Genomic DNA, 21,867 nt, shown 5'->3' with positions numbered 1-21,867 from the left:
CGCCTACAGCGGGATGACCACGACGTCGTCGTCGCCGCCCCCGTTGTTCCTCTTCTTCCTCGTGGGCGGCTTGGTCTCGTCCGGTGTGGGCGTGGGCTGCCTGGACGTGTTGGACGCGCACAGTTGCGTGCAGGGCGGGGTCGCGCCCAGCTTCTTGCGCAGCGTGAGCATGGCCTTGCGCGGCGAGACGGTGCGGTTGCCGTCGTCCCAGGCGTCCAGGTAGGGCCACGGCGGCACCACGCCGCGCCGCACCCACCAGTACTGCGGCGCGGCGGGCCACGAGATGGCGAAGTAGAGGTTGCTCGCGGTGTCGCGCGCGTTGCCCGTGTTGCCCACCCGGCCGAGCAGCTGCCCGGCCTTGACCTTGGTGCCCGGCGTGATGTCCTGCTCCACGGAGTCGAGGTGGCCGCCGAGGTACAGCACGCCGTCCTCGCCCTTGATCGTGACGAACCGGCCCTCCCGGTCGGCGCCGCGGTCGGTCGAGGGCGCCCAGAGGTTCTTGAGGTTGACCTCCTGGACCACCCCGTCGACCGGCGACACGAAAGCGCACCCCTTGGCCGCCCAGACGATGGTCTTGGGAAGCACGAGCAGCTTGCGGGAGTACGACACCTTGCAGCCCTTGATGGGGAAGGCGTAGGTGTAGGGGGACATCTTCGGCGGCGGGACCCGCACCGGCTCTTCCCCGGGCGGTGGCACGACGTGGCCCGGCTGGGTGTCGTCCATGGCGGCCGTGACGCCGGCTCCCGGCGGCGGCGTGGGCGGCAGCGTGCTCACTCCCGCGACCCCGGCGGGCGCGCCGCAGGACGCCGCGAAGAACGCGGCGCCAGTGAGGGCGGCCAGTCTCCCCGATCGCATGATCTCCACCTGGTCGACGTTACCGAACCTTTCCTTTCTAACGGACCAAGCCGCACATCACGACCGGTTCCGGAAAGTCGTGACATGTCCTCGACCATCCGCGACGGGGCGTCCGGGCTGTCGGGGGCAGGCTCTAGACTCGCCAGCGTGGCAGGGCGAAGCGGTCGGATCAGTGACGAGGACATCGCGCTCGTGCGGGAGCGCTCGCCGATCGCCGACGTCGTCGGCGAGCACATCCAGCTCCGCAACGCGGGCGGGGGCAACCTGAAGGGGCTGTGCCCGTTCCACGACGAGAAGTCGCCCTCGTTCAACGTCACCCCGGCCCGGGGCTACTACTACTGCTTCGGCTGCGCCGAGGGCGGCGACGTCATCACCTTCGTCCGCAAGATCGAGAACCTGACGTTCACCGAGGCCGTCGAGCGGCTCGCCCAGCGCGCCGGCATCCAGCTCCGCTACGAGCAGGGCGGCTACGTGCCCGGCCGCGAGCAGGGTGAGCGGCTGCGGCTGATCGAGGCGCACCGCGCCGCCGCCGAGTTCTACGCCGAGCGGCTGTCCGGCCCGGAGGCGGCCCCGGGGCGGCGCTTCCTGTCCGAGCGCGGCTTCGAGCGGGCCGACGCCGAGCACTTCGGTGTCGGCTACGCCCCCAACGAGTGGGAGGCGCTGTCGCGGCATCTGATGGCCCGCGGGTTCACCTCCCAGGAGCTGATCAAGGGCGGCCTGGCCCGCGAGGGCAGGCGCGGTCCCGTCGACCGGTTCCGCGGCCGGCTGATCTGGCCGATCCGCGACATCACCGGCGACGTCATCGGCTTCGGCGCGCGCAAGCTGCTCGACTCCGACGACGGCCCCAAATACCTGAACACCCCTGAGAGCCCGATCTACCACAAGAGCTCGGTGCTGTACGGCGTGGACCTCGCCAAGCGGGAGATCGCCAAGCGGTCCCAGGCCGTCATCGTGGAGGGCTACACCGACGTCATGGCCTGCCACCTGGCCGGCGTGCCGACCGCGGTGGCCACCTGCGGCACCTCCTTCGGGGAGGAGCACATCAAGGTGCTGCGCCGGCTGCTGCTCGACCAGGCCGAGTTCCGGGGTGAGGTGATCTTCACCTTCGACGGCGACTCGGCGGGGCAGAAGGCCGCCCTGCGCGCGTTCCAGGACGAGCAGAAGTTCGTCACGCAGACCTTCGTCGCCGTGCAGCCCGACGGCCTCGACCCCTGCGACCTGCGGGTCAAGCAGGGCGACGCCGCCGTGCGCGACCTGATCGCCAGCCGCGAGCCGCTGTTCGCCTTCGCGATCCGCAGCATCCTGTCCCGCTACGACCTCAACACCAACGAGGGACGCCTGGCCGCGCTCGACGCCGCCGCGCCCGTCGTGGCCTCGATCAAGGACCCGGGGCTGCGCAAGACCTACGTGGTGGACCTCGACCGCTGGATCGGCTTCATGGACGAGGGCTTCGTCATCCAGCGCGTACAGCAGGTCGTGGGGCGGACGCAGGAGGGCGGGCGCGGCCCCGGCAGGCAGCAGGGCAGGCAGCAGCAGGCGGCGCGCACTCCCGCTCCCGCGGGGTCCGCACCCACGCGCCAGGAGCCCCTGGACCCCGCCGTCCGCCTGGAGGCGGAGGCGCTCAAGCTCGCCGTCCAGCGGCCCGCGCTGCTCGGGCCCGAGTTCGACGCGCTCGGCGCGGCGACGTTCACCCTGCCCGAGCACGTCGCGCTCTACGAGGTCGTCGTGGCTGCGGGCGGGACCGCCGCCGGAGGGCCCGGCGGGCGCGAGTGGGTCGACCGGCTGCTGGAGCAGGCCGACGCCGGGACGCCCGGCGGGACCGGCGTCGACCTGAGGTCGCTCGTCACCCGGTTCGCGGTCGAGGCCGTGCGCGCCGACGTCAACGTCGAGGAGCGGTACGGCGCGGCCGTCCTGGCCAAGATCCAGGAGGTCGCGGTCGGCCGGGCCGTCGCCCAGGTGAAGTCGCGGCTGCAGCGGCTCAACCCGGTCGAGGAGCAGCAGGAGTACAACCGGCTGTTCGGCGAACTCGTGGCGCTGGAACAGCAGCGACGGGTGTTGCGAGAACGCGCCAGCGGGGCCTGAATAAACGTCCCTTTCCAGATCTCACAGTCGCCAAACACATGTTTTGATCTCGATTCGGTATTGACTTCCGCCTTACCTTGGGTGACAAAAATAGGCCTGCCATTTAGAGGTGCCTTTCCTGCACACTGTGTTGCGTGGGTGCATCGGTGCTGCCAAGCAGGCCGCCATCGGTAGATCAGGTGGCGGACCTCGTCGCGAAGGGAAGGGAACGCGGGAGCGTCACGGTTGACGACGTGGCCGCCGCGCTCGACCGATCCGAGTTGCCCGCCGACGCGCTGGAGCGCGTCGTGCGGATGCTCGCCGAGAACGGGGTTGAGGTCCTCGAGCCGCAAGGCGACGAGGAGCCCAGCAAGCCGGACGAGGAGGATATCGGCAAACGCGCTCCGACCAGCGACCTGGTCAGGATCTACCTCAGGGAGATCGGCAGGGTTCCGCTGCTCACCGCCGAGGAGGAGGTGGAACTGGCCAAGGCCATCGAGGCCGGCCTGTTCGCGGAGGACAAGCTCTGCGAGAGCCCCGCCGCCAGGTTCGCCCGGCCGGAGCTGGAAGACCTGGTCTGGGAGGGCGTCCGCGCCAAGCAGCGGCTCATCGAGGCCAACCTCAGGCTCGTGGTCTCCATCGCCAAGCGCTATGTGGGGCGCGGAATGCTGTTCCTGGATCTCATTCAGGAGGGCAATCTCGGGCTCATCCGCGCGGTCGAGAAATTCGACTACACCAAGGGATACAAGTTCTCCACCTATGCGACCTGGTGGATTCGCCAGGCGATCACCCGGGCGATCGCCGACCAGGCGAGAACGATCCGGATTCCCGTGCACATGGTCGAAACGATCAACAAATTGGTCCGTGTGCAGCGGCAGCTCCACCAGGATCTCGGCCGGGAGCCCGCCCCCGAGGAGATCGCCGCCGAGATGGACCTGCCGATCGACCGCGTGGTGGAGATCCAGCGCATCGCGCAGGAGCCGGTCTCGCTCCAGGCGCCCATCGGCGAGGAGGACTCCGACCTCGGCGACTTCATCGAGGACGCCGACGCCGTGGTGCCGATGGAGGCCGCGGCCTTCATCATGCTGCAGGACCAGCTCGACGACATCCTGGCCACGCTGTCGGAGCGCGAGCAGCGGATCATCCAGCTGCGGTTCGGCCTCTCCGACGGTCACCCCCGCACCCTGGAGGAGGTCGGCCGGGAGTTCGGCGTGACGCGTGAGCGCATCCGCCAGATCGAGTCCAAGACGCTGGCCAAGCTGCGCCACCCCACCCGGGCCCAGATGCTCAGGGACTACCTGGACTGACGGCGACCGCCCCGGGACCGCCGGACTGACACCTCGACCGCGGACGAGCGCCTCCCGCCCTCCGGGAGGCGCTCGTCGCGTTCCCGCCGCTGCCCGACAAACGTCGGCGTCCGGAGGCGCGAGGGGGCTCTGGAACGATCCATATGCGGGTCGTCCGGTGGGGTGTCACCATCGCCGGGGCGACCTGGAAGGTGGATGACGTGAGCGAGTTCGCGATTCGGCCGAACGAGACGACGGTGCCGTTGATGCCGTGCGCGTCGGTGGAGGAGACCCTGGCGTTCTATGAGGCGCTGGGATTCGAGGCGACCTACAAACAAAGCAGGCCCTATGTCTATCTGGCCCTGCAGTGGAGCGGGTTCCAGCTGCACTTCGGCCCGGCGCCCAAGGGCCTGGATCCGGCCCGGGAGGAGTCCGGAGGCTGCCTGGTCATGGTCGACGCCGTGGCGCCCTACCACGCGGCGTTCGTCACGGCGATGCGCCGGGTCTACGGGAAGGTGCTGAGCTCCGGCCTTCCGCGGATCACCCGCTACCGGCCCGGCGCGTCCCGGTTCACGCTGATCGATCCGTCCGGGAACTCGATCATATTCATCCAGCGCGACGAGCCGGCCGAGCTGGAATATGGCGGCTCGAAAAAGCTGACGGGCCTTGCCAGGGCGCTGGACAACGCTCGGATCCTGCGCGAGTTCAAAAACGATGACCTGCAGGCCTTCCGGGCGCTCAAGTCCGCGCTGCGCAGGCACGGCGCGGACGCCTCGCCGGCCGAGCGGGCCATCGCCCTGTGTCACCTCGTCGACCTGGCCACGGTCCTCCGTGAGCCCGCCGATTCCTGGCTCGCCGAGCTGCGAGGTCTGGAGCTCACGGCCGACGACCGGCAGCGCGTCGAGTCGGAACTCGGGCATCTCGCCGGACTGCGGGAGTGGCTCGGCTGACATGAGCAAGCGGCTCCTTCCGGGGGGAGCAAAGTCGAGACCCGCGCCGCCGGATAGCCTCGAGGGTGTTAACGGTCGTAGAACGCTGGCGGTGCTCCCTTGACGTCTCAGAAGCCCTCACTGTCCCGCCTGTTCGGCTCCCGGCTGCCCCGTGAGGTCCGTACGGCTCTCGCCCTGGAGAGCGGCGAGCGCCCGATCAGCCACGCGCCGACGCCGGAGGGCGGCCACATCGTCGCCACCACCCGGGCGCTGCACCTGCCCGACGGGCCGCGCCTGCCGTGGCACCTGATGGACAAGGCCGTGTGGGACGAGGAGGGTGTGACGGTCACGATGACGGACGGGGCCGTCCACCGGGCCCTCCTGCCCGAGCCGGGCAGGCTGCCGGAGACGATCCGCGAGCGGGTCACCTCGACGATCGTCGCCAGCCGTCATGTGACCATCAACGGCCGCGGGGGAGTGCGCCTGGTCGCCCGCCGGATCCCCGGCTACGACACCCCCCGCTGGGAGTTCATCTTCGACCCCGGGCTCGACGCCGACGACCCGGGCCTGCGCGCCCACGCCGAGCAGGCGCTCGAAGAAGTACGCCGCAGCCTCGGCGTCTGAGGCCGGCGGGCCCGGGCCGGAAGCAGGGGCGTCACGTGCGGTGGAGTTCCCCGGCGCGCAGGGCGCCGCCGTCCCCGTGACGCCCCCGGCACAGGAGCAGATACGCGATCCCCGCCGAGGCGGCCGCGGCGCAGGCCAGCGACACGGCGACGCCCCACGCGGTGTGGAACAGCGTGGGCGGCGCCTGCTGGATCAGCACGAACCCGCCCATGACGAGCACGAACCAGCCGAATCCCGTGCGCAGGCGGTCGGCGTGGACCCGCCCGGCGAGCCATCCGCCGAGGAGACCTCCGACGACCGCCGCCGCGGTGACGGGCAGAGCGATCGACCAGTCGACCGGAACGGTCTGCAGGTAACCGGCCAGCCCGGCGAACGACTTCATCGCGATCACCACCAGGGAGGTGGCGACGGCCGTGCTCATCGGCATGCCGCCGAGCAGTACCAGCGCGGGGACGACCAGGAACCCGCCGCCGGCCCCGACCAGCCCGGTGACCAGTCCGGTCCTCCAGCGGATGCGGCCGGCGCGGGCGTGGCCGGCGGCGCTGACCACGCTGGTCACGCCGACGACGAACAGAGACATGGCGATCGCGGACGTGGCCGGGATACCAGCGACGTAGACGAGCAGAGGGACGGTCAGGATCGATCCTCCGCCGCCGAACAGGCCGAGGGTCAGGCCGACGACGACGGCGCCGGCGAGAGTGAGAGCGGTCATGTCGTCGTCTCGCGTCCGTCAGGCCGCGCTGCGCCCGGGACGGCGGATACAGGCGAGGGCGGTGTCCACGTCGGAGCCGCCGCCGCGGTTGTACGGCAGGCGGGCGAGCAGCATGCCCATGGCGCAGGTGTCGGTCAGCCCGGCCACGACCAGGCCTGCGCCGACGAAGGCGCCTGCGAAGCGCGTCCCCGGCAGCCACAGATCGGCCACGATGGACGCCAGCACGATGCCGCCCGCGACCAGGCGGACCTGCCGTTCCAGACTCCACCGCTGCCTGCCGCGCACCACCGGGGCGCCGGAGGCGATCCACGCGTTCATCCCGCCGGTGAGCACGACCGTGCCGGGCAGTCCCGCGTCGTAGAGCTTCCTGCGGGCCTGGGCGGCCCGGCCGCCGGACTGGCAGACGAGCAGCAGCGTGCCGCCGGCGTCGGCGACGATCCGCCGCAGGTGGACGTCGACCTGGTCGAGCGGCAGGTTGACCGCGCCGCTGATGTGCGCGGTCTCGAACTCGGCGGGGGTTCGCACGTCCACGACCAGTACGTCGGGGTTGGCAGCGATCAGCGCGCGGGCCGTCGCGATGTCGATGTCGGGGGATCCGGTGTCCACTGTTTCCTCGTTCCGTAGGTGGGGTGGTCAGGCCGCGTGGCGGGCCCGTAGTCCGGCGACCACGTGGGGCACGCCCGCGCCGTCGAGCACGACCGGGGTGTATCCCTCGCGGATGAGCAGGGTGGCGGCGATGGCCGCGCGCCGGCCCGATCCGCAGGCCACGAGCACCGGATGGTCGCGGTCGAGCTCGGCGGGGACGCCCTCGGCGACCAGATCGGGAAGGAATCGTTCGACGGCTCCTTCCAGGCGTGCGGCCGCGCGCTCGTTCGGCATGCGGACGTCCAGCACCTGGGCGCCGGGCCGGGCGGCCCGCGCGGTGAAGGTCGCCAGGTCCAGCCGTTCGAACGTCGCGGTCGCGGCCCGGCCGAGGTCGCGCACGACGCCGTGCACGGTGTCGATCCCGATCCGCGCCAGCTGGGTCACCGCCTCGGCCGCGTCCTGGCCGGGCTCGGCCACGAGCATGATCGGAGACCGGTACGGCAGCAGCCATCCGGCCCAGCTGCCGAAGTCATCGCCCAGCTCGATCCCGATCGAGCCGGGCAGGAAGCCGTCCGCCTGCCTCTCGCGTGGGCGGATGTCGACCACGTGCGCGTCCTGCGGCAGGTCCGCGACGGCCAGTTCGGGCGCCGCGGTCGAGGGCATCGGCGGCACGCCGAGCGTGTTGGCGGGACCCATGCGCTGGTAGAAGGCCGGGATCGGCATGGGCGCGGCGAGCAGTTCGTCGGCCAGTTGTTCGGCGTCCGCGATGGTGAGCAGGGGGTTGGACCCGATCTCCTCGCCGATCGTCGAGGTGTGGCGGCGCGCCCCGCTCGCGGTGCAGAACGACCCCTCGCCGTGCGTCGGGAACAGCCCGACCTCGGGTGGCAGCGCCGCCAGCCGGCGCAGCGAGCCGTGCTGCAGCCGGGCCAGGGTCCTGGCCCGGGCCATGCCGAGCAGGTCGGGCCGGCCCGCCGAGGCCACCAGGAGGCTGCCGCCGGAGAACACCGCGACCGGCTCACCCTCGATGAGCACCAGGTAGCTGGTGTGCTCCGGGGTGTGCCCGGGGGTGTGGATCGGTCGCAGGGACAGGCCGTCCCCGCCCTCGATGTCCTCCAGGTGGAAGGCCGGGGTGTGGGGGTAGGCGGGCGCGGCGGCGGCGGGCAGGACCAGCTCGGCGCCGGTGCGCAGAGCCGCCTGCTCGCCGCCCGACACGTAGTCGTTGTGCAGGTGGGTCTCCAGGACGAAACGCAGCTCCACGTCACGCTCGGCCGCGGCCCGCAAGAATCTGCCGATGTCGCGCTGGGGATCGACGAGCACCCCCTTGCCCTCGTGAGTCAGCAGGTAGGTCTGGTCGCCGAGACCCGGAGTGCGGAAGGACACGATCTCCACAAGGAACACCTCTCTTTCGTCGCATACCCCCGGGGGTATGCGATGGGCGAAGAAAACCAATGGTCGACCGGATGTCGCCGTCCCGCCGCCTGCCGCTCTTATACCCCCGGGGGTATCTGAGAGACATGAAAAGGCGGGGATGGGATGCGCGACATGCCGCCGAGGCCGCGTGTGGCGCGGCGTGATCCGCCGGGCGGGTCTAGGCGAGGGCCAGGAACAACTTCTCCAGCTCGGCCATACTCATCGGAGCCTCCTCGCCCCGCTCCTGCGCGGCCTGACAATGCCGCAGGCCGCTGGCGACCAGCTTGAACCCGGCCCGGTCGATCGCCTTGGAGACCGCGGCCAGCTGGGTCAGCACCTTGGTGCAGTCCTCGCCTGCCTCGATCATCGCGATCACTCCGGCGAGCTGACCGTGCGCCCGGCGCAGGCGCGTCACCGCGTCGCCGACCATCGCCTCGTTCATCTGCATGGCCCGTTTATACCCCCGGGGGTACCTGAGGGGCAACTCGGGCCCCCGGCGTCATGCCGGGGGCCCACCGCCTGTTCTCCGGGCCGTGGGCGCCGGTGGCGGTCGAGGGACTGGTCTGCCGGGGGACGGCTCAGGGGATCTGGTCGGCGCCGGCCGGCCAGCCGGTGGCCGTGCCGACCCGGTCGGTCCTGTCGGCCTGCTCCCAGGTCTCCGTCTTCTTCAGGAACGGCACCTTGTCGCCCGCGAGGTCCTTGGCCTTGCCCGCCACCTTCGAGGCCTGGGCGCCGACCAGCCCCGCCGCCTCCTGAACCGTGGGGCTGTCCGCGAACCGCTGCGCGAAACGCTTGATCTGCTCGTAGCGCTCACGCCCGGCCCGCGTGCCGAGGACGTAGCCGACGGCCAGCCCGGTGGCGAACATCGCCTTGTATCGCATCTTCCACCTCCGCGCTCGTGTTCCCCGCCCCCCTACCCCGAGGGCCTGTCTCTATCCAACAGCAGCCGTTCCGGCTCCGCCCGGGCGGGCTCCCGCCGCCGTCCGGCGCTCTTTGCCGTACGCCGATCAAGACCCGACGACTCGTGGACGGAATCGATGTGACAGACACCCCCCGGAGTGCGCTAATCTAGTTCCGCGCCGCAAGGAAAGCCGAAAGGCCGGAACGAGCGGAGCAAGCAGTACAGAGCACGATCCCGTGTAGCTCAATCGGCAGAGCAGCCGGCTGTTAACCGGCAGGTTATAGGTTCGAGTCCTATCGCGGGAGCCTTTCACCCCGGGGCGGTGGTCACAGACCACCGCCCCGGGGTTTTTGTTCGAGCCATGCAGGCCCACCTGGGACAGCGCAGACGCAGACGTTCCGCGGGATCGATCAGGTCGACACCAGGGTCTGCGCTCCGCATCCCGGCGCGGTCCAGGTCCAGCAGCACACAACCTGTCCCTGAGCGCTGGAGCTCTCCTGGGGAGCGAGTTCCTGAAGAGCGGCGACATCGGTCGTCATCGATTCTCACCTCCTTCCACGACAGTGCGGGGTCATCGTGCGGGTGCTTCCAGAGAGAAGTCGTCGTGCATGAACCAGCGCCTGCCACCATGCCGCAGGCGCAGCAAGAACCCCGCAATCCCGGCGAGGCCCATGTTGTAGCTCCACGACAGCTCGGGGGTGGCTTGCGGCGGAATGAGTTTCCGGCCGTCCCTGCGCACATGGCCGCTATGGATGCATGCCGCCAGCTCCGCGGCCCAGGTGAGATAGCGGTCGTCGCCGAGCACCGCAGCCATGTCGAGCAGCAGCTCGCCGTTGCCCGCGTTGCCGTGACAGTGGATGTGGCTGAGCGCCCAGCGCTCGTTCCGTACCGCGCTCGCGGCCATCTCGGCGATCTCGCGGAAACCGGTCTCGCCGGTCGCCCGCCACAGCCGGATGAGGAAGGCTCCGATGCCGCCCGCGCCGTTGCACCACCAGGCGGTGTCCGGTTCCGCGCCCCAGGTGCGGTTCGCCCTCTCGGGCCCGACCGGCCACCTGACGATGTCACCGAGTCGCTCCGCCTTCGACTGCAGCATCCTGCCGCAGGCCACGGCCAGACTGGTATACCGAGGCTCTTCCAGGGCCTGTCCCGCGGAGAGCAGGAAGGTGGCGATCCCGGCCACTCCGTGTGCCAAGCCGTAGTGGACGAGGCCGCCGAGCTTCGACCCGAGGCCCTCGGGAATAGGCCAGAGCACCTCGTCCCCGCGGTGCTCGCATTCATCCACAAGCCGATCGGCGCAAAACCGTGCCCGTACGCGAAATTCCGGATCGCCCGTGGCGCGCCAGAGGGCGAGTTGCGCGACACCGGCGCCCGCGGTGCCGTGCGTGTAATCGGGCACGGGCCATCGCAGGGGAATCCTCTTGGCATAGCGGAGGGCGGACTCGCTGAGACCTTCGTCGCCGAGCGTCCGGGCGGCCTCGTACAGGGCCCAGGCGGCGCCCGAGCGCCCGAAGAACAGTCCGGGGAGGACACGTGGCTCCCGCCACAACTCCTGGTTCAGCCGGGCGGCGGCGACGGCCAGGGCCTCATGGCAGCGTGGGTCGTCGAGGACCAGGATCGCCCGGTTCAACACGGGCAGAATCCCTCCGGCACCTGTATGGACGCTGCAGGGATCTCCCATGCGATTCTCGTGGACCACGGGGGGCCACAGATGCCGGCCCTCCGGATTCATCTGCCGCACGATGTGATGCAGCAGGTCACGCAGGAGCTCGTCCTGCTCGCCGGGGGTGAGGACCGCGATCACATCGAGCGCGGCCGGCCCCGGCGCATCGCCCCGTAGGAAGGCGCGGGCGCGTGTGAGGTCCCACCGCTCCCCGGGATTCGTAGCCGTCAGCCCGAGAACCAGTGGTGCGAGCCGCCGCAGGGCGTCGTTCCCGTGCGCGGCGGTGCGCACCAGCAACTCCATGCGCTCACCCGCCGTGCGGGCCGGCTCGTCCTCGGATGGGAACACCGGGTCCACGCCGCTGCACAGGTACAGCAGGCAGGCGCCCAGGCTGTAGAGGTCGGCGGTGCAAGAGGGCGCCGGATGGGGTGCGGGCCTGCCGGACTGCTCAGGCGCGGTGTAGCCGGGTGTCATGACGGGGACGACGGGCTCGCCCGGCCACGCCGCGAACTCCAGGTCGACGAGGCGGGGCACTCCGTCGGGGGTCACGACCACGTTGCCCGGGGTGAGATCCCGCAGCACCAGCCCTGTGTCGTGGACGAGCGTCACCATGTCGACGAGCCGTCCGGCGAGAGCGAGCACCTCGGGCGAAGGCGGGCGGCGGGAGCTTTCCTCGCGTGACCGATCCGCCACCCACTTCCTAAGGGAGGACCCGGGAATCTCCTCCTCTGCCAGGAAAAGGTGGTCTTGATACTCGAGCAGCGCGACCTTGCGAGGCGTGATACCCAATGGCGCCAGCAGGTCCAGCATCTCAGCCTCGCGGCGCAGCAGCGTACGCGCGGCCGCGATGTGCGGCCTCGCTTCCTTGAGGATCACCCTGGCCCCGTCGCGCCGGTCGGCGGCGCGGTACACCCCGCCGCGGCTCGACTGACGGACGGCCTCGTCCACCTCGAAACGACCGGCGATGAGAACGGGCCCGCCGCGCTGCTCGTCCGGCTTCGCCGCCGGTGTCGCGGGCAGCGGCGGCGGAGCCCAGGCCGGGGCGGTGTAGTAGGCCTCGCGCCTGTCCTCCATCCACGAGCCGTCTGGTGCCACGAGCATCGGGATGTAGGAGCCGTCCATGTCGAGCAGGGTCAGTCCGTTCGTGAATCCGCCGTAACGGTAGTGGACCAGGCTCTTCGGGCGATATGCCAGATCTGAGAGGATCGACGGTCCGGCCAGCCCTTCGGTGGCCTGGTGTAACTCCTCGGCTAGCACGCGGAAATGCTCGTCGTCATCCGGATATACGGTGATAAATTTACCGCTCGACGCTCGTGGATGGCGCATGGAGGTCAGTTCGGCAACCTGGACGAGGCTCTTGGCGAACTTGAAGCAGGCCCGCCGTTCGAGCAGCACTTTCGCCGCTCGCTGCAGGATCAACGGCGCCGATTCGCCGGTGGCGGAGACGTGCAGCTTCCAGCCCTGCAGCCGCCGGCCATATCCGGGTGGTTCGACGTAGCACCAGAACGGCTCGGTCCGGACTCCCCAGTTATCCGGGCGGCCGATTTCCTCCAATGCGGCCTGGAGCACCTTCCCGAGCTCATCCGTACCGGCGTTGTCGGCCATGCGGTCCCCCTTTGTCGCAGATATCAGACTTAAGGGTTATTGGCCGATTTGTCTAGGGCGTTGTTACAACCGAGTATCACCCTCTGTGTCATCTCCGTCAGTGGGCGCCTCTCCGGTCGGCGGGCGGCGGTGCGCTAGAGCCTTTCCTACTCCACTCACATGCCACTGATGTACGGATTTGGGGGACAAGCCCATCGGAGTTCGCGGAAAATGTGATCGCCGCGGCCGTACCGGTCGCGGCTGCCGCGGACCACGGACGGCGCAGTGGGGTGAGGGCCACTGCGGGAAGGGTGTCGCCGCCGGCCCGGAACCGGCGCGGGGCGCCCGTGAGCGCGAAGTGTGTGGCGGTCGTGCTGACTTGGCGGAAATCGAAAAAGACCCCCGCGTCCGTACAGGAGCGCGGGGAGGAGATCGACAGGCGGGAGGCGGAGAACTTCATCCGGCTCCACCACGCGGAGAACCCGCTGGCGGGCCCGGTGGAGCCCCGGCTCCGGGAGGTCCTCGCGGAAATCGACCAGACGGGAACGTACACGCACACCACGGGCGAGCTGACCTTCGGCGCGCGGGTGGCGTGGCGCAACAGCAGCAGGTGCATCGGGCGTCTCTACTGGCGGTCCCTTCAGGTCCGTGACCGGCGGCACGTGGACACCGCCGACGGCGTGGCCGAGGAGTGTGTCGATCACCTCAGGGCGGCCACGGGAAGGGGCAGGATCCGCCCCACGATCACGGTGTTCGCGCCCGACCGGCCGGGGGAGCGGGCGCCGCGGATCCTCAACGACCAGCTCATCCGGTATGCCGGGTATGTACGCGAGGACGGCTCGGTCCTCGGCGACCCGGCGAACGCGTCGATCACCAAGCGGGCCCTGCGGATGGGCTGGCGGGGGGAGGGCACGAGGTTCGACGTCCTGCCGCTGGTCGTGGAGGCCAAGGGCGTCCCCGTGCTGCGGGAGGTGCCGCCAGAGGTGGTCCTGGAGGTGCCCCTGCGGCATCCGGTCTTCCCGTGGTTCGCCGAGCTGGGACTCAAGTGGCACGCCGTTCCGGCGATCTCGAACATGTCGCTGGAGATCGGCGGCGTCACCTATCCGTGCGCGCCGTTCAACGGCTGGTACATGGGCACCGAGATCGGCGCGCGCAACCTCGCCGACCGGAACCGCTACGACCAGCTTCCGGTGATCGCGGAGCGGCTCGGCCTCGACACCTCCCACGACCGGACGCTCTGGCGCGACCAGGCCTTGGTGGAGCTCAACGTCGCCGTGCTGCACTCCTTCGCGGAGGACGGTGTCACGATCACCGACCACCACACCGAGGCGCGGCGGTTCCTGACCCATCTGGAGCGGGAGGAGCGCAGCGGGCGCGTCTGCCCCGCCGACTGGTCCTGGATCGTGCCGCCCCTGTCCGGCGCCGCGACGCCGGTCTTCCACCGCTACTACGAGGACGTACGGCTCACGCCGGCCTTCGTCCACCGCCCGCCCGTGGTGTAGAACATAGTTCGGGTTAAGGAGGGCGACGATGGTGGTGCTGTCCGAGGACGACGGCGGTGTGCGGATCCTGACGTTGAACCGGCCGGAGCGGCTGAACGCCTGGACCGCCGAGATGGGACGGCGCTACTTCGACCTGCTGGAGGAGGCCGACCGCGACCCTGCCGTACGGGCGGTCGTGGTGACCGGCGCGGGGAAGGGCTTCTGCGCCGGGGCCGACTTCGCGGACCTCACGGCCATCCAGTCCGGCGAGTACGGCCGCGACGACACCCATGAGCAGGATCCCCGGCCCACCACGTTCCCCACCACCCTGCGGACGCCGGTCGTCGCCGCGGTCAACGGCGCGTGCGCCGGTCTGGGGATGGTCCACGCGCTCGTGTGCGACGTGGTCGTCACCGCGGACGACGCCAAGTGGACGACCGCGTTCTCCCGGCGCGGGCTGGTCGCCGAGTGGGGCCTTGGCTGGATCCTGCCGCGGCTGGCGGGGCAGGCGCGGGCGATGGACCTGCTGCTGTCCGGCCGGGTCTTCACCGGCGCCGAGGCGTGCGCCATGGGTCTCGCCGTCCGCGCCGTGCCGGGGGAGCGGCTGCTCGCGGAGGCCGTCGCGTACGCGAAGGAGCTGGCCACCGAGTGCTCGCCCGCCTCGATGGCGATCATCAAGCGGCAGATCTGGGGCGGCTGGCAGGTGGGGCTCGACGAGGCCAGGGACGAGGCCGTACGGCTGATGATGGAGTCGTTCCGGCGGCCGGACTTCGCCGAGGGAGTGGCGAGCTTCCTCGAACGCCGGCCGCCGGACTTCCCGCCCCTGGAGTAGGACTCAGCGGACGCGGCGGGCGCCGGCCGCCGGGGTGGCCGGCAGGAACGTCGGCGCGGCCCAGCCGCGCTCGGCGTAGGCCTGCTCCACCGTGGTGCGGACCCGGTCCACCCGGTCGTCGGCGACGAGCGCGATGGCCGAGCCGCCGAAGCCGCCGCCGGTCATCCGCGCCCCGCGCGCGCCGCCCCGCACCGCGGCCTCGACCGCGACGTCCAGTTCCGGGCAGGAGACCTGGTACTGGTCGCGGAGAGACAGGTGTGAGGCGTTGAGCAGGGCGCCGATCTCCTGTACGGCTCCCGCCCGCAGCAGCCCGATGACGGCCTCCACCCGGTGGTTCTCGGTGACGACGTGCTGGGTGCGGGCCCGCTCGTCGCCGCTGAGCCTCGACAGGGCCGCGGCGAGGTCGGTGACGTCCCGCAGCGACGGGACCCCGAGGTGCTTGGCCGCGTTCTCGCAGTCCTGGCGCCGCTTGGCGTACTGCCCGTCGGCCAGTTCGTGGTGCACGCCGGTGTTGATGATGAGGATCTGCAGGCCGTACGCCGACAGGTCGAACGGAACGGCGCGACTGGCCAGCGAGCGGCAGTCGAGGAACAGGGCGTGCCCCTCCTTGCTCAGCGCCGAGGCGGCCTGGTCCATGATCCCGCACGGCATGCCGACGAACTCGTTCTCGGCCTTCTGGCACAGCCTGGCCAGCTCCATCGGCGCAAGGTCCAGGCCGTACAGGTCGCTCAGGGCGAGCCCGACCGAGACCTCCAGCGCCGCGCTGGACGACAGCCCGGCGCCCTTGGGCACGTCGCCGTCGACCACGATGTCGGCGCCGCGCACCGGCAGCCCGGCGCCGCGCAGGGTCGAGACGACTCCGGCGGGATAGCGGGCCCAGCCCTCGGCCCGCTCGACGTCCTCCAGCACCTGCTCCTCGCCGGGGGCCTGCAGGGAGGAGATCCGGACGGTGAGGTCCTCGCGGGGGCTGACGGCCGCGGTGACGCCCCACGGCACCGCGAACGGCAGCACGAAGCCGTCGTTGTAGTCGGTGTGCTCCCCGATCAGGTTGACCCTGCCGGGCGCGTGCCAGACCCCGGCGGGCTCGCCGCCGTACGCCTGCCGGAAAGCATCAACAACGCGCATAGTCGCACACTCCTCAACATCTCAGCCTCACCGTAGGGTAGCGGCCCACGTGGGTGCGGACGTGCCAGGGCCCGGCTCGGAAGTCCCGGGCCGGGCCCTGATCCGCACGGCGGATCTCACATCGCGGGGACGGCGGCCCGCTCGTCGGGGACGCAGTGCGTCATCTTCAGGCCGGAGACCTCGCGCGGGCCGTTCTTGCCGAGGTTGGACAGGCGCTCCCTGTCCTCGTCGGTCAGGTCCTGGCTCGCGAGCGGCTCCAGGTGCTTGACGTCGTCCGGCGTGATGCCGAGCCCCTCGCCGACGCGCAGCCCGAGGTCGTCCTCGACCAGCAGGAGGTGCCAGACCATGCGCTCCTGGATCGGCCGGTCGCACTCCGACAGTTTGGTGGTCAGGTTCTCCACCAGGTCGTCGCGCTCCCACTGCTCCATGAGCAGGTAGCGCTGGCCCGCCTGCTTGTAGTCGTTGGTCCGCGGGATGCGCTTGCGGGTGAGCCTGCCGACGATCTGCGGGCCCTGCTCGTCGTGTGTCGGGAACTGTCCCTCGCGCACGCCGCCGGTGATGGACGGCTCGTAGTTGACGTGCGGGTTCTCGCCTCCCTGGTCCTGGCGGTAGGTCATGAAGCCGTCGCGCTGGTTGGTCCGCACGTCGGCGTTCTTGGCCTGGTTGACCGGCAGCTGCAGGTAGTTCGGCCCGACGCGGTAGCGCTGGGTGTCGCTGTAGGAGAACGTGCGGCCCACCAGCATCTTGTCGTCGGAGAAGTCCAGCCCGTCGACGAGGACGCCGGTGCCGAAGGAGATCTGCTCGTTCTCGGCGAAGACGTTGTCCACGGTCCGGTTCAGCACCATCCGGCCGACCGGCTTGGCCGGGAAGATCTCCTCAGGCCAGACCTTGGTGTCGTCCAGCGGGTCGAAGTCCAGCTCGGGGTGCTCGTCGTCGCTCATCATCTGGACGAGTAGCTCCCACTCCGGATAGTCGCCGCGCTCGATGGCGTCGTGCAGGTCCTTGGTGGCGTGGCCGAGTTCGTGGGCCTGGATGCGGGCGGCGTCTTCGGCCGTCATGCTCCTGACCCCCTGCTTGGGCATCCAGTGGTACTTCACCAGCACGGTCTCGCCCCGGTCGTTCACCCACTTGTAGGTGTTGACCCCGAAGCCCTGCATGTGCCGGTAGTCCGCCGGGATGCCGCGCGGGCTGAACAGGTTGACGAGCATGTGCATGCTCTCGGGCGTCTGCGACATGAAGTCGAAGATCCGGTTCGACTCCTGCCGGAACGTGACCGGGTCCGGCTTGAGCGCGTGGATCACGTCGGGGAACTTGATCGCGTCGCGGATGAAGAACACCGCGAGGTTGTTCCCGACGAGGTCCCAGTTGCCGTCCTCGGTGTAGAACTTGACGGCGAAGCCGCGCGGATCGCGGGCGCACTCGGACGAGTCGCGACCGCCGATGACCGTCGAGAACCGCACCGCGAGGTCCGTGCGCTTGCCGGCCTCCTGGAACAGCTTCGCCCTCGTGAACCGGGCGATCGGTTCGTCGCCCCACGCGCCGTACGCCTCGAAGAAGCCGTACGACGTCGTGCCGCGCGCGTGCACCACCCGTTCCGGGATGCGCTCCCGGTCGAAGTGACTGATCTTCTCCAGGAACTGGTAGTTCTCGAGAGTGGCCGGGCCGCGCGCGCCGACCGTCCGCTGGTTCTGGTTGTCGTAGACCGGGTGCCCTTGACGGTTGGTCAGCACCGGGCGCTCGTCTCCGGGCTCCGGCCCTCTGCTCGACACGTCCGTCATGGGACGGCTCCTCTCGCTATTTGATCTCGTTTGAGGTGTTTATCCTCTTCAATACCCCTCTTTCCGCTTTTTGCCGGGGTATTCGTCCCGGTGCCGGGGGGTTGAGGAACATCTGTGTCAGATCACGCACTGAGGAGCCGGCGTTGCCGGGGACCACCATCGAGCAGGTCCGCATCGGCGCGGAGGAGGTGTTCCTACCCGCGGGCGGCGCCGTCGTCGCCATGTGGGAGCGGATCGAGGCCGTCACGCTCCGCCGGAAGCCGCCGGCTGCGATCGCCGCGATCAGCGGGGCGCACGGCGTGGGTTCGTCAAGGCGTCTTCGGGTTCGGGGATGTCCGCCGGCCTCTCCTCTGCTGTGCGTGTGGACTCGGTGTGTGTGAGTGAGGCGAGGAGCCGCAGTTTCTCGTCGCTGTCGCTGTCCTTGTCGGGGTAGTAGACGACGAGGATGACGTCGTCGATGGGGAGTTTGTCGCGGTGGAGGCGGAGTTCACCGACGACGGGGTGGTGAACCGTGGTCGTGCCTCCCTCGAGACTGCGGACGTCGTGGCGCGCCCACAGGGTGCGGAACCGCTGACTGGACAGCGCGAGTTCTCCGACGAGCTCGACGAACCGGGGGTTGTCGGTGTCGTCCCCGATGGTGGTGCGAAGGGCGGCGATGAAATCGGCGGTGGCTTTCGCCCAGTCCTGGTGGAAGGCTCGTTCCTCGGGATCGAGGAGGAGAGAACGCAGCCGGTTCTGGCCGGGCCGCAGGCGGGGGGAGAGCGCGACGGCCATGGAATTGGAAGCCAGGACATCGAACGCGCGTCCTTCGACGAACGCGGGGATCTGAAGGTGGGCGAGCAGCTCGTGCACCCGCGCCGGCACATGCTCGGGCCGCTTGCGGCGCGGCGCCCTGGGGCGTGCCGCCGCAAGACCGAGCAGATACGCCCGCTCGATGTCGTCGAGCCGCAGGACACGCGCGAGTGATTCGAGGACCTGCGGTGAGGGGTTCTTGTCCCGGCCCCGTTCCAGGCGTAGGTAGTAGTCGGGACTGATTCCGGCGAGCAGGGCGACTTCCTCACGGCGCAGGCCGGGCACGCGGCGGTTGCCGCCGGGCGGGAGTCCCGCCTGCGCCGGGGAGACCAGCGCACGCCGGGCGCGAAGGTAGCTGCCGAGCCGGTTGCCGGTTTCCTCATCTCTCATACCGACACCGTAGTTCGACGCGCGTGTCTCAGCGGGGGCCCTGCCAGGACCAGGGAAGACGGGGGCCCTGCCACACCCGTCGGATGCCGACGAGACTTCGGTGGCACCGTTTCGAAACAGACAGAGAACATCACTGTCTGCGCCGCAGGCCCGAACGCCACCGGCGCCCCGCACTGAAGGGAAGACCTCGTGAATCTCTCCAACCGCACCGTTCTCATCGTCGGCGGAACCTCGGGCATCGGGCGAGAGCTGGCCCGGCGGTTCGCCGCGGCGGGCAGCACCGTGGCCGTCGGCGGCCGCAGCCCGGAGGCGCTCGCGGAACTCGCCGGGGAAGGTTTCGGCACGTTCGCTGTCGACGTGACCGACAGTTCCTCCGTCACATCCGCCCGTGACGCCGTACTCGCCCGGTATCCGGAGCTGGACACCGTGGTGACGATGTCGGGCATCATGCTCCTGGAGGACCTGCGCGATCCCGCGCACTTCGAGGCGGCGCAGACGACGATCGACACCAACCTGGTCGGCACCATCCGGGTCATCGACGCCTTCACCCCGCACCTGATCCGGCGGGGCGCCGGAACCTTCGTCACCGTCACCTCCGGCATCGCCTTCCTGCCGTTCCCGCCCATGCCCAGCTACGCCGCGTCGAAGGCCGCGGTGCACGCCTACTCGGAGGCGCTGCGCGCGCAGCTCGACGGCACCGGTGTCGGCGTCGTCGAGCTCGTCCCCCCGGCCGTCGCCGCAGCAGGCCAGGAAAAGGTGAACCCGAACGCGCTGCCGCTCGACGACTTCGCCACCGAGGTCATGCAACTGCTCTCGGAGGACCCCACCCCGCACGAAATCCTCGTGAAGGGCGTCCTCATGCACCGCTGGGCCGAGCGCGACGGCACCTACGACGACCTCGTCGCACAGCGCTCCCGGGCCCTGGCCATGCTTCCCGGCCGCCAAGGCTGACAGCCTGCCGCCGATCGGCGGCTTCCTCGCAGTCGCCTCGGGAGGGAGCTCGTCATGGTCGTGACGGTTGGTTCCGGCGGTGATCACGGCCCATCCCGCGCACCGCCGGAACCAGGGTGGGGAATCCCCTGCCTCACCCCGTAGCGGTTGCCTTCCGCGGCTCGCCGCGGTAGGTGCCGAAGGACCAGAGGTTGTCCTCCGGGTCGCGGACGACGAACTCGCGGGAGCCGTAGTCGGTGTCGTACGGCTCCTTGACGACCCGCGCCCCCGCGGCCGCCGCCCGGGCGAACAACGCGTCCGGGTCGTCGGTCACGGCGTACGCGCCGAACGAGCCGGGGGTGAGGCTCCACTTGTCGTCCGGGGTGTCCCGGACGCTGCCCAGCATGATCCCGCCGCCGTGCGGCCAGGAGAGCTGGGCGTGGTCGACGCGCTCGCCCTCGCCGTACACGGCGGTCTCCTCGAAGCCGAACGCCTCGACGAGGAAGGCGATCAGGGCGCGTGCGTCCCTGGCCCGCAGCGTGGGCCATACCTGCGGTGCTGGTGTGGTGTCGTTCATGCCACCGAGTCTGGCGAGCCGTCCCCCGCCCCGGCTTGGACGTTTCGGAACAGCTCGCTGCCGTGGCCGCCCTCCTCGGCCAGCCACCGGCTGGGCGAGCACCCGGCGAGCGCGCCGAACTCGCGGGCGAGGTGCGCCTGGTCGTAGAACCCGCACTCGGCGGCCGCGTCGGCCAGCGTGAGCCGCCGTCCGGACGCCACCGCTTTCTGGAGCAGACGGCGGACCCGGTCGAACCTGACGACCCGCGCCGCCTCCTTGGGGGACAGGCCGATCTCCTCCCGGAACCGGCCGTTGAGATGCCTGGTGCTCCAGCCCGTCTCGCGGGCGAGGCCGGACACGGTGACCTGCCCTCCGGCGGCCAGCATCCGCCGCCACGCCCGCGCCACCTCGGCCGGGTGCGCCCGCGTGGGGCGGGCGTGCCGGGACAGGACCGCGTCGAGGACGGCGAAGCGCTCGTCCCAGCCGGGCGCCTCGAGCAGGCGCTCGCGCAGCTCGCCCGCCAGCCGGCCGAGCACCTCGGCGCCGTCCAGGTCGAGCCCGGACAGCTCCCCGGCGGGCAGCCCGAGCAGGGCCCGCGCGCCGAGCGGCGTCAGCGCGAGCTGCACGCCCGACTGCCGTCCGTCGTGCGTGATCAGCGCGGGGCCGGTGTGCAGCCCGCCGACCAGCGTGTCGTACGACCCGGGCGGGGTGCGCGGATCGGGATGCGCCGCGACGACGAGTGGGTCGTCGAGCGTGACGATCACCGTCAGGTAGGGCGACGGCAGGCCGCGGTGCGTCGCCGGCGGGACTCCGGCCTCGCGGTAGCCGCTGTACCACGCGACCAGTGGACGCAGCGCGGGAGCGGGCCGCTGATGCGCAAAGAACCCGGCACGCTCGTCCGCGTCCGCCGTCCGCCGTGTCCGCGCCGCCATCGGCCGGCCCTCCTTTCCCGCCCTCCCAGTCTCCACGAAGGGGAGCGTGGCGGCCATCGTCGCGAGCGGCGACGGCCGCGGGGCGCGGGGAGACCGCCCGCTCCAGCACCTCTTCCAGTGAGTCGGTCTCAGCCCGAACCGTCGGCCGGAGGAGACCTTCGGTCCGATCTTCGCGATGGACCAGCCGGCGTCCAGTGCCCATACCCGTGGCGCCTCAGGTGGCATGGGCTCCTGTCTCAGCCAGGCCTGTGGAGCGGCCGCGGTTCATGAGCCGGCGGGCCGGTCGAGGTCGGACAGGTCGAGCACGAAGCGGTAGCGGACGTCGCCGCGGCCAAGGCGGTCGACCGCCTCCTGAACGCGCGCCGAGGGCAGCACCTCGACGTCGGCCGTGATGGCGTGGTCGGCGCAGAAGTCCAGCAGCTCGCGGGTGTGGCGGCGGCCGCC

20 protein-coding genes, 1 tRNA gene and 1 pseudogene are annotated in these 21,867 nt (G+C 70.6%); 8 read left to right on the top strand and 14 right to left on the bottom strand.

The annotated features are described in order from the left end of the window. Positions 1 to 3: 3 nt before the first annotated feature. The gene (locus ABZ860_RS38210) at positions 4 to 855 is read right to left on the bottom strand and encodes a M23 family metallopeptidase (protein ID WP_357230140.1); all 852 of its coding nucleotides are present in this window, start codon (positions 853 to 855) and stop codon (positions 4 to 6) included. Between the two features lie 147 nt (positions 856 to 1,002). Between ABZ860_RS38210 and dnaG the strand changes: the two genes are divergently transcribed. From dnaG to ABZ860_RS38190, 4 genes are all read left to right on the top strand, one after another. Next, entirely contained in the window at positions 1,003 to 2,937 is a 1,935-nt protein-coding gene (gene dnaG, locus ABZ860_RS38205) for a DNA primase (protein ID WP_357230138.1), read from the top strand. Between the two features lie 146 nt (positions 2,938 to 3,083). Further along, positions 3,084 to 4,223: an RNA polymerase sigma factor RpoD gene (gene rpoD, locus ABZ860_RS38200; protein WP_079312297.1), complete on the top strand. Its 1,140-nt coding sequence runs from the start codon at positions 3,084 to 3,086 to the stop codon at positions 4,221 to 4,223. A gap of 200 nt (positions 4,224 to 4,423) precedes the next feature. Further along, positions 4,424 to 5,152 (top strand): glyoxalase, encoded by a 729-nt coding sequence (locus tag ABZ860_RS38195; RefSeq protein ID WP_357230136.1) that lies wholly within the window; start codon positions 4,424 to 4,426, stop codon positions 5,150 to 5,152. Between the two features lie 99 nt (positions 5,153 to 5,251). Beyond that, positions 5,252 to 5,755, top strand: coding sequence for a hypothetical protein (locus tag ABZ860_RS38190; protein ID WP_357230134.1), 504 nt, complete (start codon positions 5,252 to 5,254; stop codon positions 5,753 to 5,755). Positions 5,756 to 5,786: 31 nt separating this feature from the next. On the opposite strand, the gene ABZ860_RS38185 is transcribed toward ABZ860_RS38190, so the two are convergent. The 5 genes from ABZ860_RS38185 to ABZ860_RS38165 all read right to left on the bottom strand — a co-directional run bounded on the left by ABZ860_RS38185 (position 5,787) and on the right by ABZ860_RS38165 (position 9,343). After that, a complete protein-coding gene (locus ABZ860_RS38185; protein WP_357230132.1) occupies positions 5,787 to 6,467 on the bottom strand; it encodes a sulfite exporter TauE/SafE family protein in 681 nt (226 codons plus the stop codon). An 18-nt stretch (positions 6,468 to 6,485) separates the two neighbouring features. Then, positions 6,486 to 7,073 (bottom strand): rhodanese-like domain-containing protein, encoded by a 588-nt coding sequence (locus ABZ860_RS38180; RefSeq protein WP_357230130.1) that lies wholly within the window; start codon positions 7,071 to 7,073, stop codon positions 6,486 to 6,488. A gap of 27 nt (positions 7,074 to 7,100) precedes the next feature. After that, positions 7,101 to 8,441, bottom strand: a complete 1,341-nt coding sequence (locus ABZ860_RS38175; RefSeq protein ID WP_357230128.1) for an MBL fold metallo-hydrolase — start codon at positions 8,439 to 8,441, stop codon at positions 7,101 to 7,103. Positions 8,442 to 8,640: 199 nt separating this feature from the next. Then, positions 8,641 to 8,910, bottom strand: coding sequence for a metal-sensitive transcriptional regulator (locus tag ABZ860_RS38170; RefSeq protein ID WP_357230126.1), 270 nt, complete (start codon positions 8,908 to 8,910; stop codon positions 8,641 to 8,643). A gap of 130 nt (positions 8,911 to 9,040) precedes the next feature. Then, a complete protein-coding gene (locus ABZ860_RS38165; RefSeq protein ID WP_142558991.1) occupies positions 9,041 to 9,343 on the bottom strand; it encodes a YtxH domain-containing protein in 303 nt (100 codons plus the stop codon). A 252-nt stretch (positions 9,344 to 9,595) separates the two neighbouring features. Between ABZ860_RS38165 and ABZ860_RS38160 the strand changes: the two genes are divergently transcribed. Beyond that, positions 9,596 to 9,668: transfer RNA gene (locus ABZ860_RS38160), tRNA-Asn, on the top strand. 105 nt (positions 9,669 to 9,773) lie between these two features. Here the strand turns inward: ABZ860_RS38160 and ABZ860_RS38155 are convergent. Then, positions 9,774 to 9,902: a hypothetical protein gene (locus ABZ860_RS38155; protein WP_357230124.1), complete on the bottom strand. Its 129-nt coding sequence runs from the start codon at positions 9,900 to 9,902 to the stop codon at positions 9,774 to 9,776. Positions 9,903 to 9,934: 32 nt separating this feature from the next. Further along, positions 9,935 to 12,628 (bottom strand): class IV lanthionine synthetase LanL, encoded by a 2,694-nt coding sequence (lanL, locus tag ABZ860_RS38150; protein ID WP_357230122.1) that lies wholly within the window; start codon positions 12,626 to 12,628, stop codon positions 9,935 to 9,937. 326 nt (positions 12,629 to 12,954) lie between these two features. On the opposite strand from lanL, the gene ABZ860_RS38145 reads away from it, so the two are divergent. Both ABZ860_RS38145 and ABZ860_RS38140 read left to right on the top strand, forming a co-directional pair. Continuing rightward, complete coding sequence (locus tag ABZ860_RS38145) at positions 12,955 to 14,109, top strand: nitric oxide synthase oxygenase (protein WP_357230120.1); 1,155 nt, start codon at positions 12,955 to 12,957, stop codon at positions 14,107 to 14,109. Positions 14,110 to 14,137: 28 nt separating this feature from the next. After that, on the top strand, positions 14,138 to 14,920 hold the full coding sequence (locus ABZ860_RS38140) for an enoyl-CoA hydratase-related protein (protein WP_357230118.1): 783 nt from the start codon (positions 14,138 to 14,140) through the stop codon (positions 14,918 to 14,920). A 3-nt stretch (positions 14,921 to 14,923) separates the two neighbouring features. Here ABZ860_RS38140 and galK read toward each other — a convergent pair whose 3' ends face one another. From galK to ABZ860_RS38125, 3 genes are all read right to left on the bottom strand, one after another. Continuing rightward, the gene (gene galK / locus ABZ860_RS38135; RefSeq protein ID WP_357230116.1) at positions 14,924 to 16,045 is read right to left on the bottom strand and encodes a galactokinase; all 1,122 of its coding nucleotides are present in this window, start codon (positions 16,043 to 16,045) and stop codon (positions 14,924 to 14,926) included. A gap of 116 nt (positions 16,046 to 16,161) precedes the next feature. Beyond that, positions 16,162 to 17,823, bottom strand: a complete 1,662-nt coding sequence (locus ABZ860_RS38130) for a catalase (RefSeq protein ID WP_357230114.1) — start codon at positions 17,821 to 17,823, stop codon at positions 16,162 to 16,164. Positions 17,824 to 18,105: 282 nt separating this feature from the next. Then, positions 18,106 to 19,005, bottom strand: a complete 900-nt coding sequence (locus ABZ860_RS38125) for a helix-turn-helix transcriptional regulator (RefSeq protein WP_357230112.1) — start codon at positions 19,003 to 19,005, stop codon at positions 18,106 to 18,108. Positions 19,006 to 19,194: 189 nt separating this feature from the next. Between ABZ860_RS38125 and ABZ860_RS38120 the strand changes: the two genes are divergently transcribed. Next, entirely contained in the window at positions 19,195 to 19,956 is a 762-nt protein-coding gene (locus ABZ860_RS38120; RefSeq protein WP_357230110.1) for an SDR family NAD(P)-dependent oxidoreductase, read from the top strand. 133 nt (positions 19,957 to 20,089) lie between these two features. On the opposite strand, the gene ABZ860_RS38115 is transcribed toward ABZ860_RS38120, so the two are convergent. The 3 genes and pseudogenes from ABZ860_RS38115 to ABZ860_RS38105 form a co-directional block, all read right to left on the bottom strand. Further along, positions 20,090 to 20,512, bottom strand: coding sequence for a VOC family protein (locus ABZ860_RS38115; RefSeq protein ID WP_357230108.1), 423 nt, complete (start codon positions 20,510 to 20,512; stop codon positions 20,090 to 20,092). Next, on the bottom strand, positions 20,509 to 21,423 hold the full coding sequence (locus ABZ860_RS38110) for an AraC family transcriptional regulator (RefSeq protein ID WP_357230106.1): 915 nt from the start codon (positions 21,421 to 21,423) through the stop codon (positions 20,509 to 20,511). The genes ABZ860_RS38115 and ABZ860_RS38110 overlap by 4 nt, the downstream gene beginning before the upstream one ends. A gap of 264 nt (positions 21,424 to 21,687) precedes the next feature. Further along, positions 21,688 to 21,867, bottom strand: a pseudogene (locus tag ABZ860_RS38105) (NAD(P)-dependent alcohol dehydrogenase); the annotation flags it as partial.

The sequence above is a fragment of the Microbispora sp. NPDC046973 genome, assembly GCF_040644495.1.
GTDB lineage: Bacteria > Actinomycetota > Actinomycetes > Streptosporangiales > Streptosporangiaceae > Microbispora.
The sequence above is the reverse complement of the archived record's forward strand: the minus strand, read 5'-3'. Positions and strand labels throughout refer to the sequence as shown.

Coding starts and splice junctions, on each gene's coding strand:
- ABZ860_RS38210 (WP_357230140.1), bottom strand. CDS start 855: ATGCGATCGGGGAGACTGGCCGCCCTCACTGGCGCCGCGTTCTTCGCG.
- ABZ860_RS38185 (WP_357230132.1), bottom strand. CDS start 6,467: ATGACCGCTCTCACTCTCGCCGGCGCCGTCGTCGTCGGCCTGACCCTC.
- ABZ860_RS38170 (WP_357230126.1), bottom strand. CDS start 8,910: ATGCAGATGAACGAGGCGATGGTCGGCGACGCGGTGACGCGCCTGCGC.
- ABZ860_RS38165 (WP_142558991.1), bottom strand. CDS start 9,343: ATGCGATACAAGGCGATGTTCGCCACCGGGCTGGCCGTCGGCTACGTC.
- ABZ860_RS38155 (WP_357230124.1), bottom strand. CDS start 9,902: ATGACGACCGATGTCGCCGCTCTTCAGGAACTCGCTCCCCAGGAGAGC.
- lanL (WP_357230122.1), bottom strand. CDS start 12,628: ATGGCCGACAACGCCGGTACGGATGAGCTCGGGAAGGTGCTCCAGGCC.
- ABZ860_RS38140 (WP_357230118.1), top strand. CDS start 14,138: ATGGTGGTGCTGTCCGAGGACGACGGCGGTGTGCGGATCCTGACGTTG.
- galK (WP_357230116.1), bottom strand. CDS start 16,045: ATGCGCGTTGTTGATGCTTTCCGGCAGGCGTACGGCGGCGAGCCCGCC.
- ABZ860_RS38130 (WP_357230114.1), bottom strand. CDS start 17,823: ATGACGGACGTGTCGAGCAGAGGGCCGGAGCCCGGAGACGAGCGCCCG.
- ABZ860_RS38125 (WP_357230112.1), bottom strand. CDS start 19,005: ATGAGAGATGAGGAAACCGGCAACCGGCTCGGCAGCTACCTTCGCGCC.
- ABZ860_RS38115 (WP_357230108.1), bottom strand. CDS start 20,512: ATGAACGACACCACACCAGCACCGCAGGTATGGCCCACGCTGCGGGCC.
- ABZ860_RS38110 (WP_357230106.1), bottom strand. CDS start 21,423: ATGGCGGCGCGGACACGGCGGACGGCGGACGCGGACGAGCGTGCCGGG.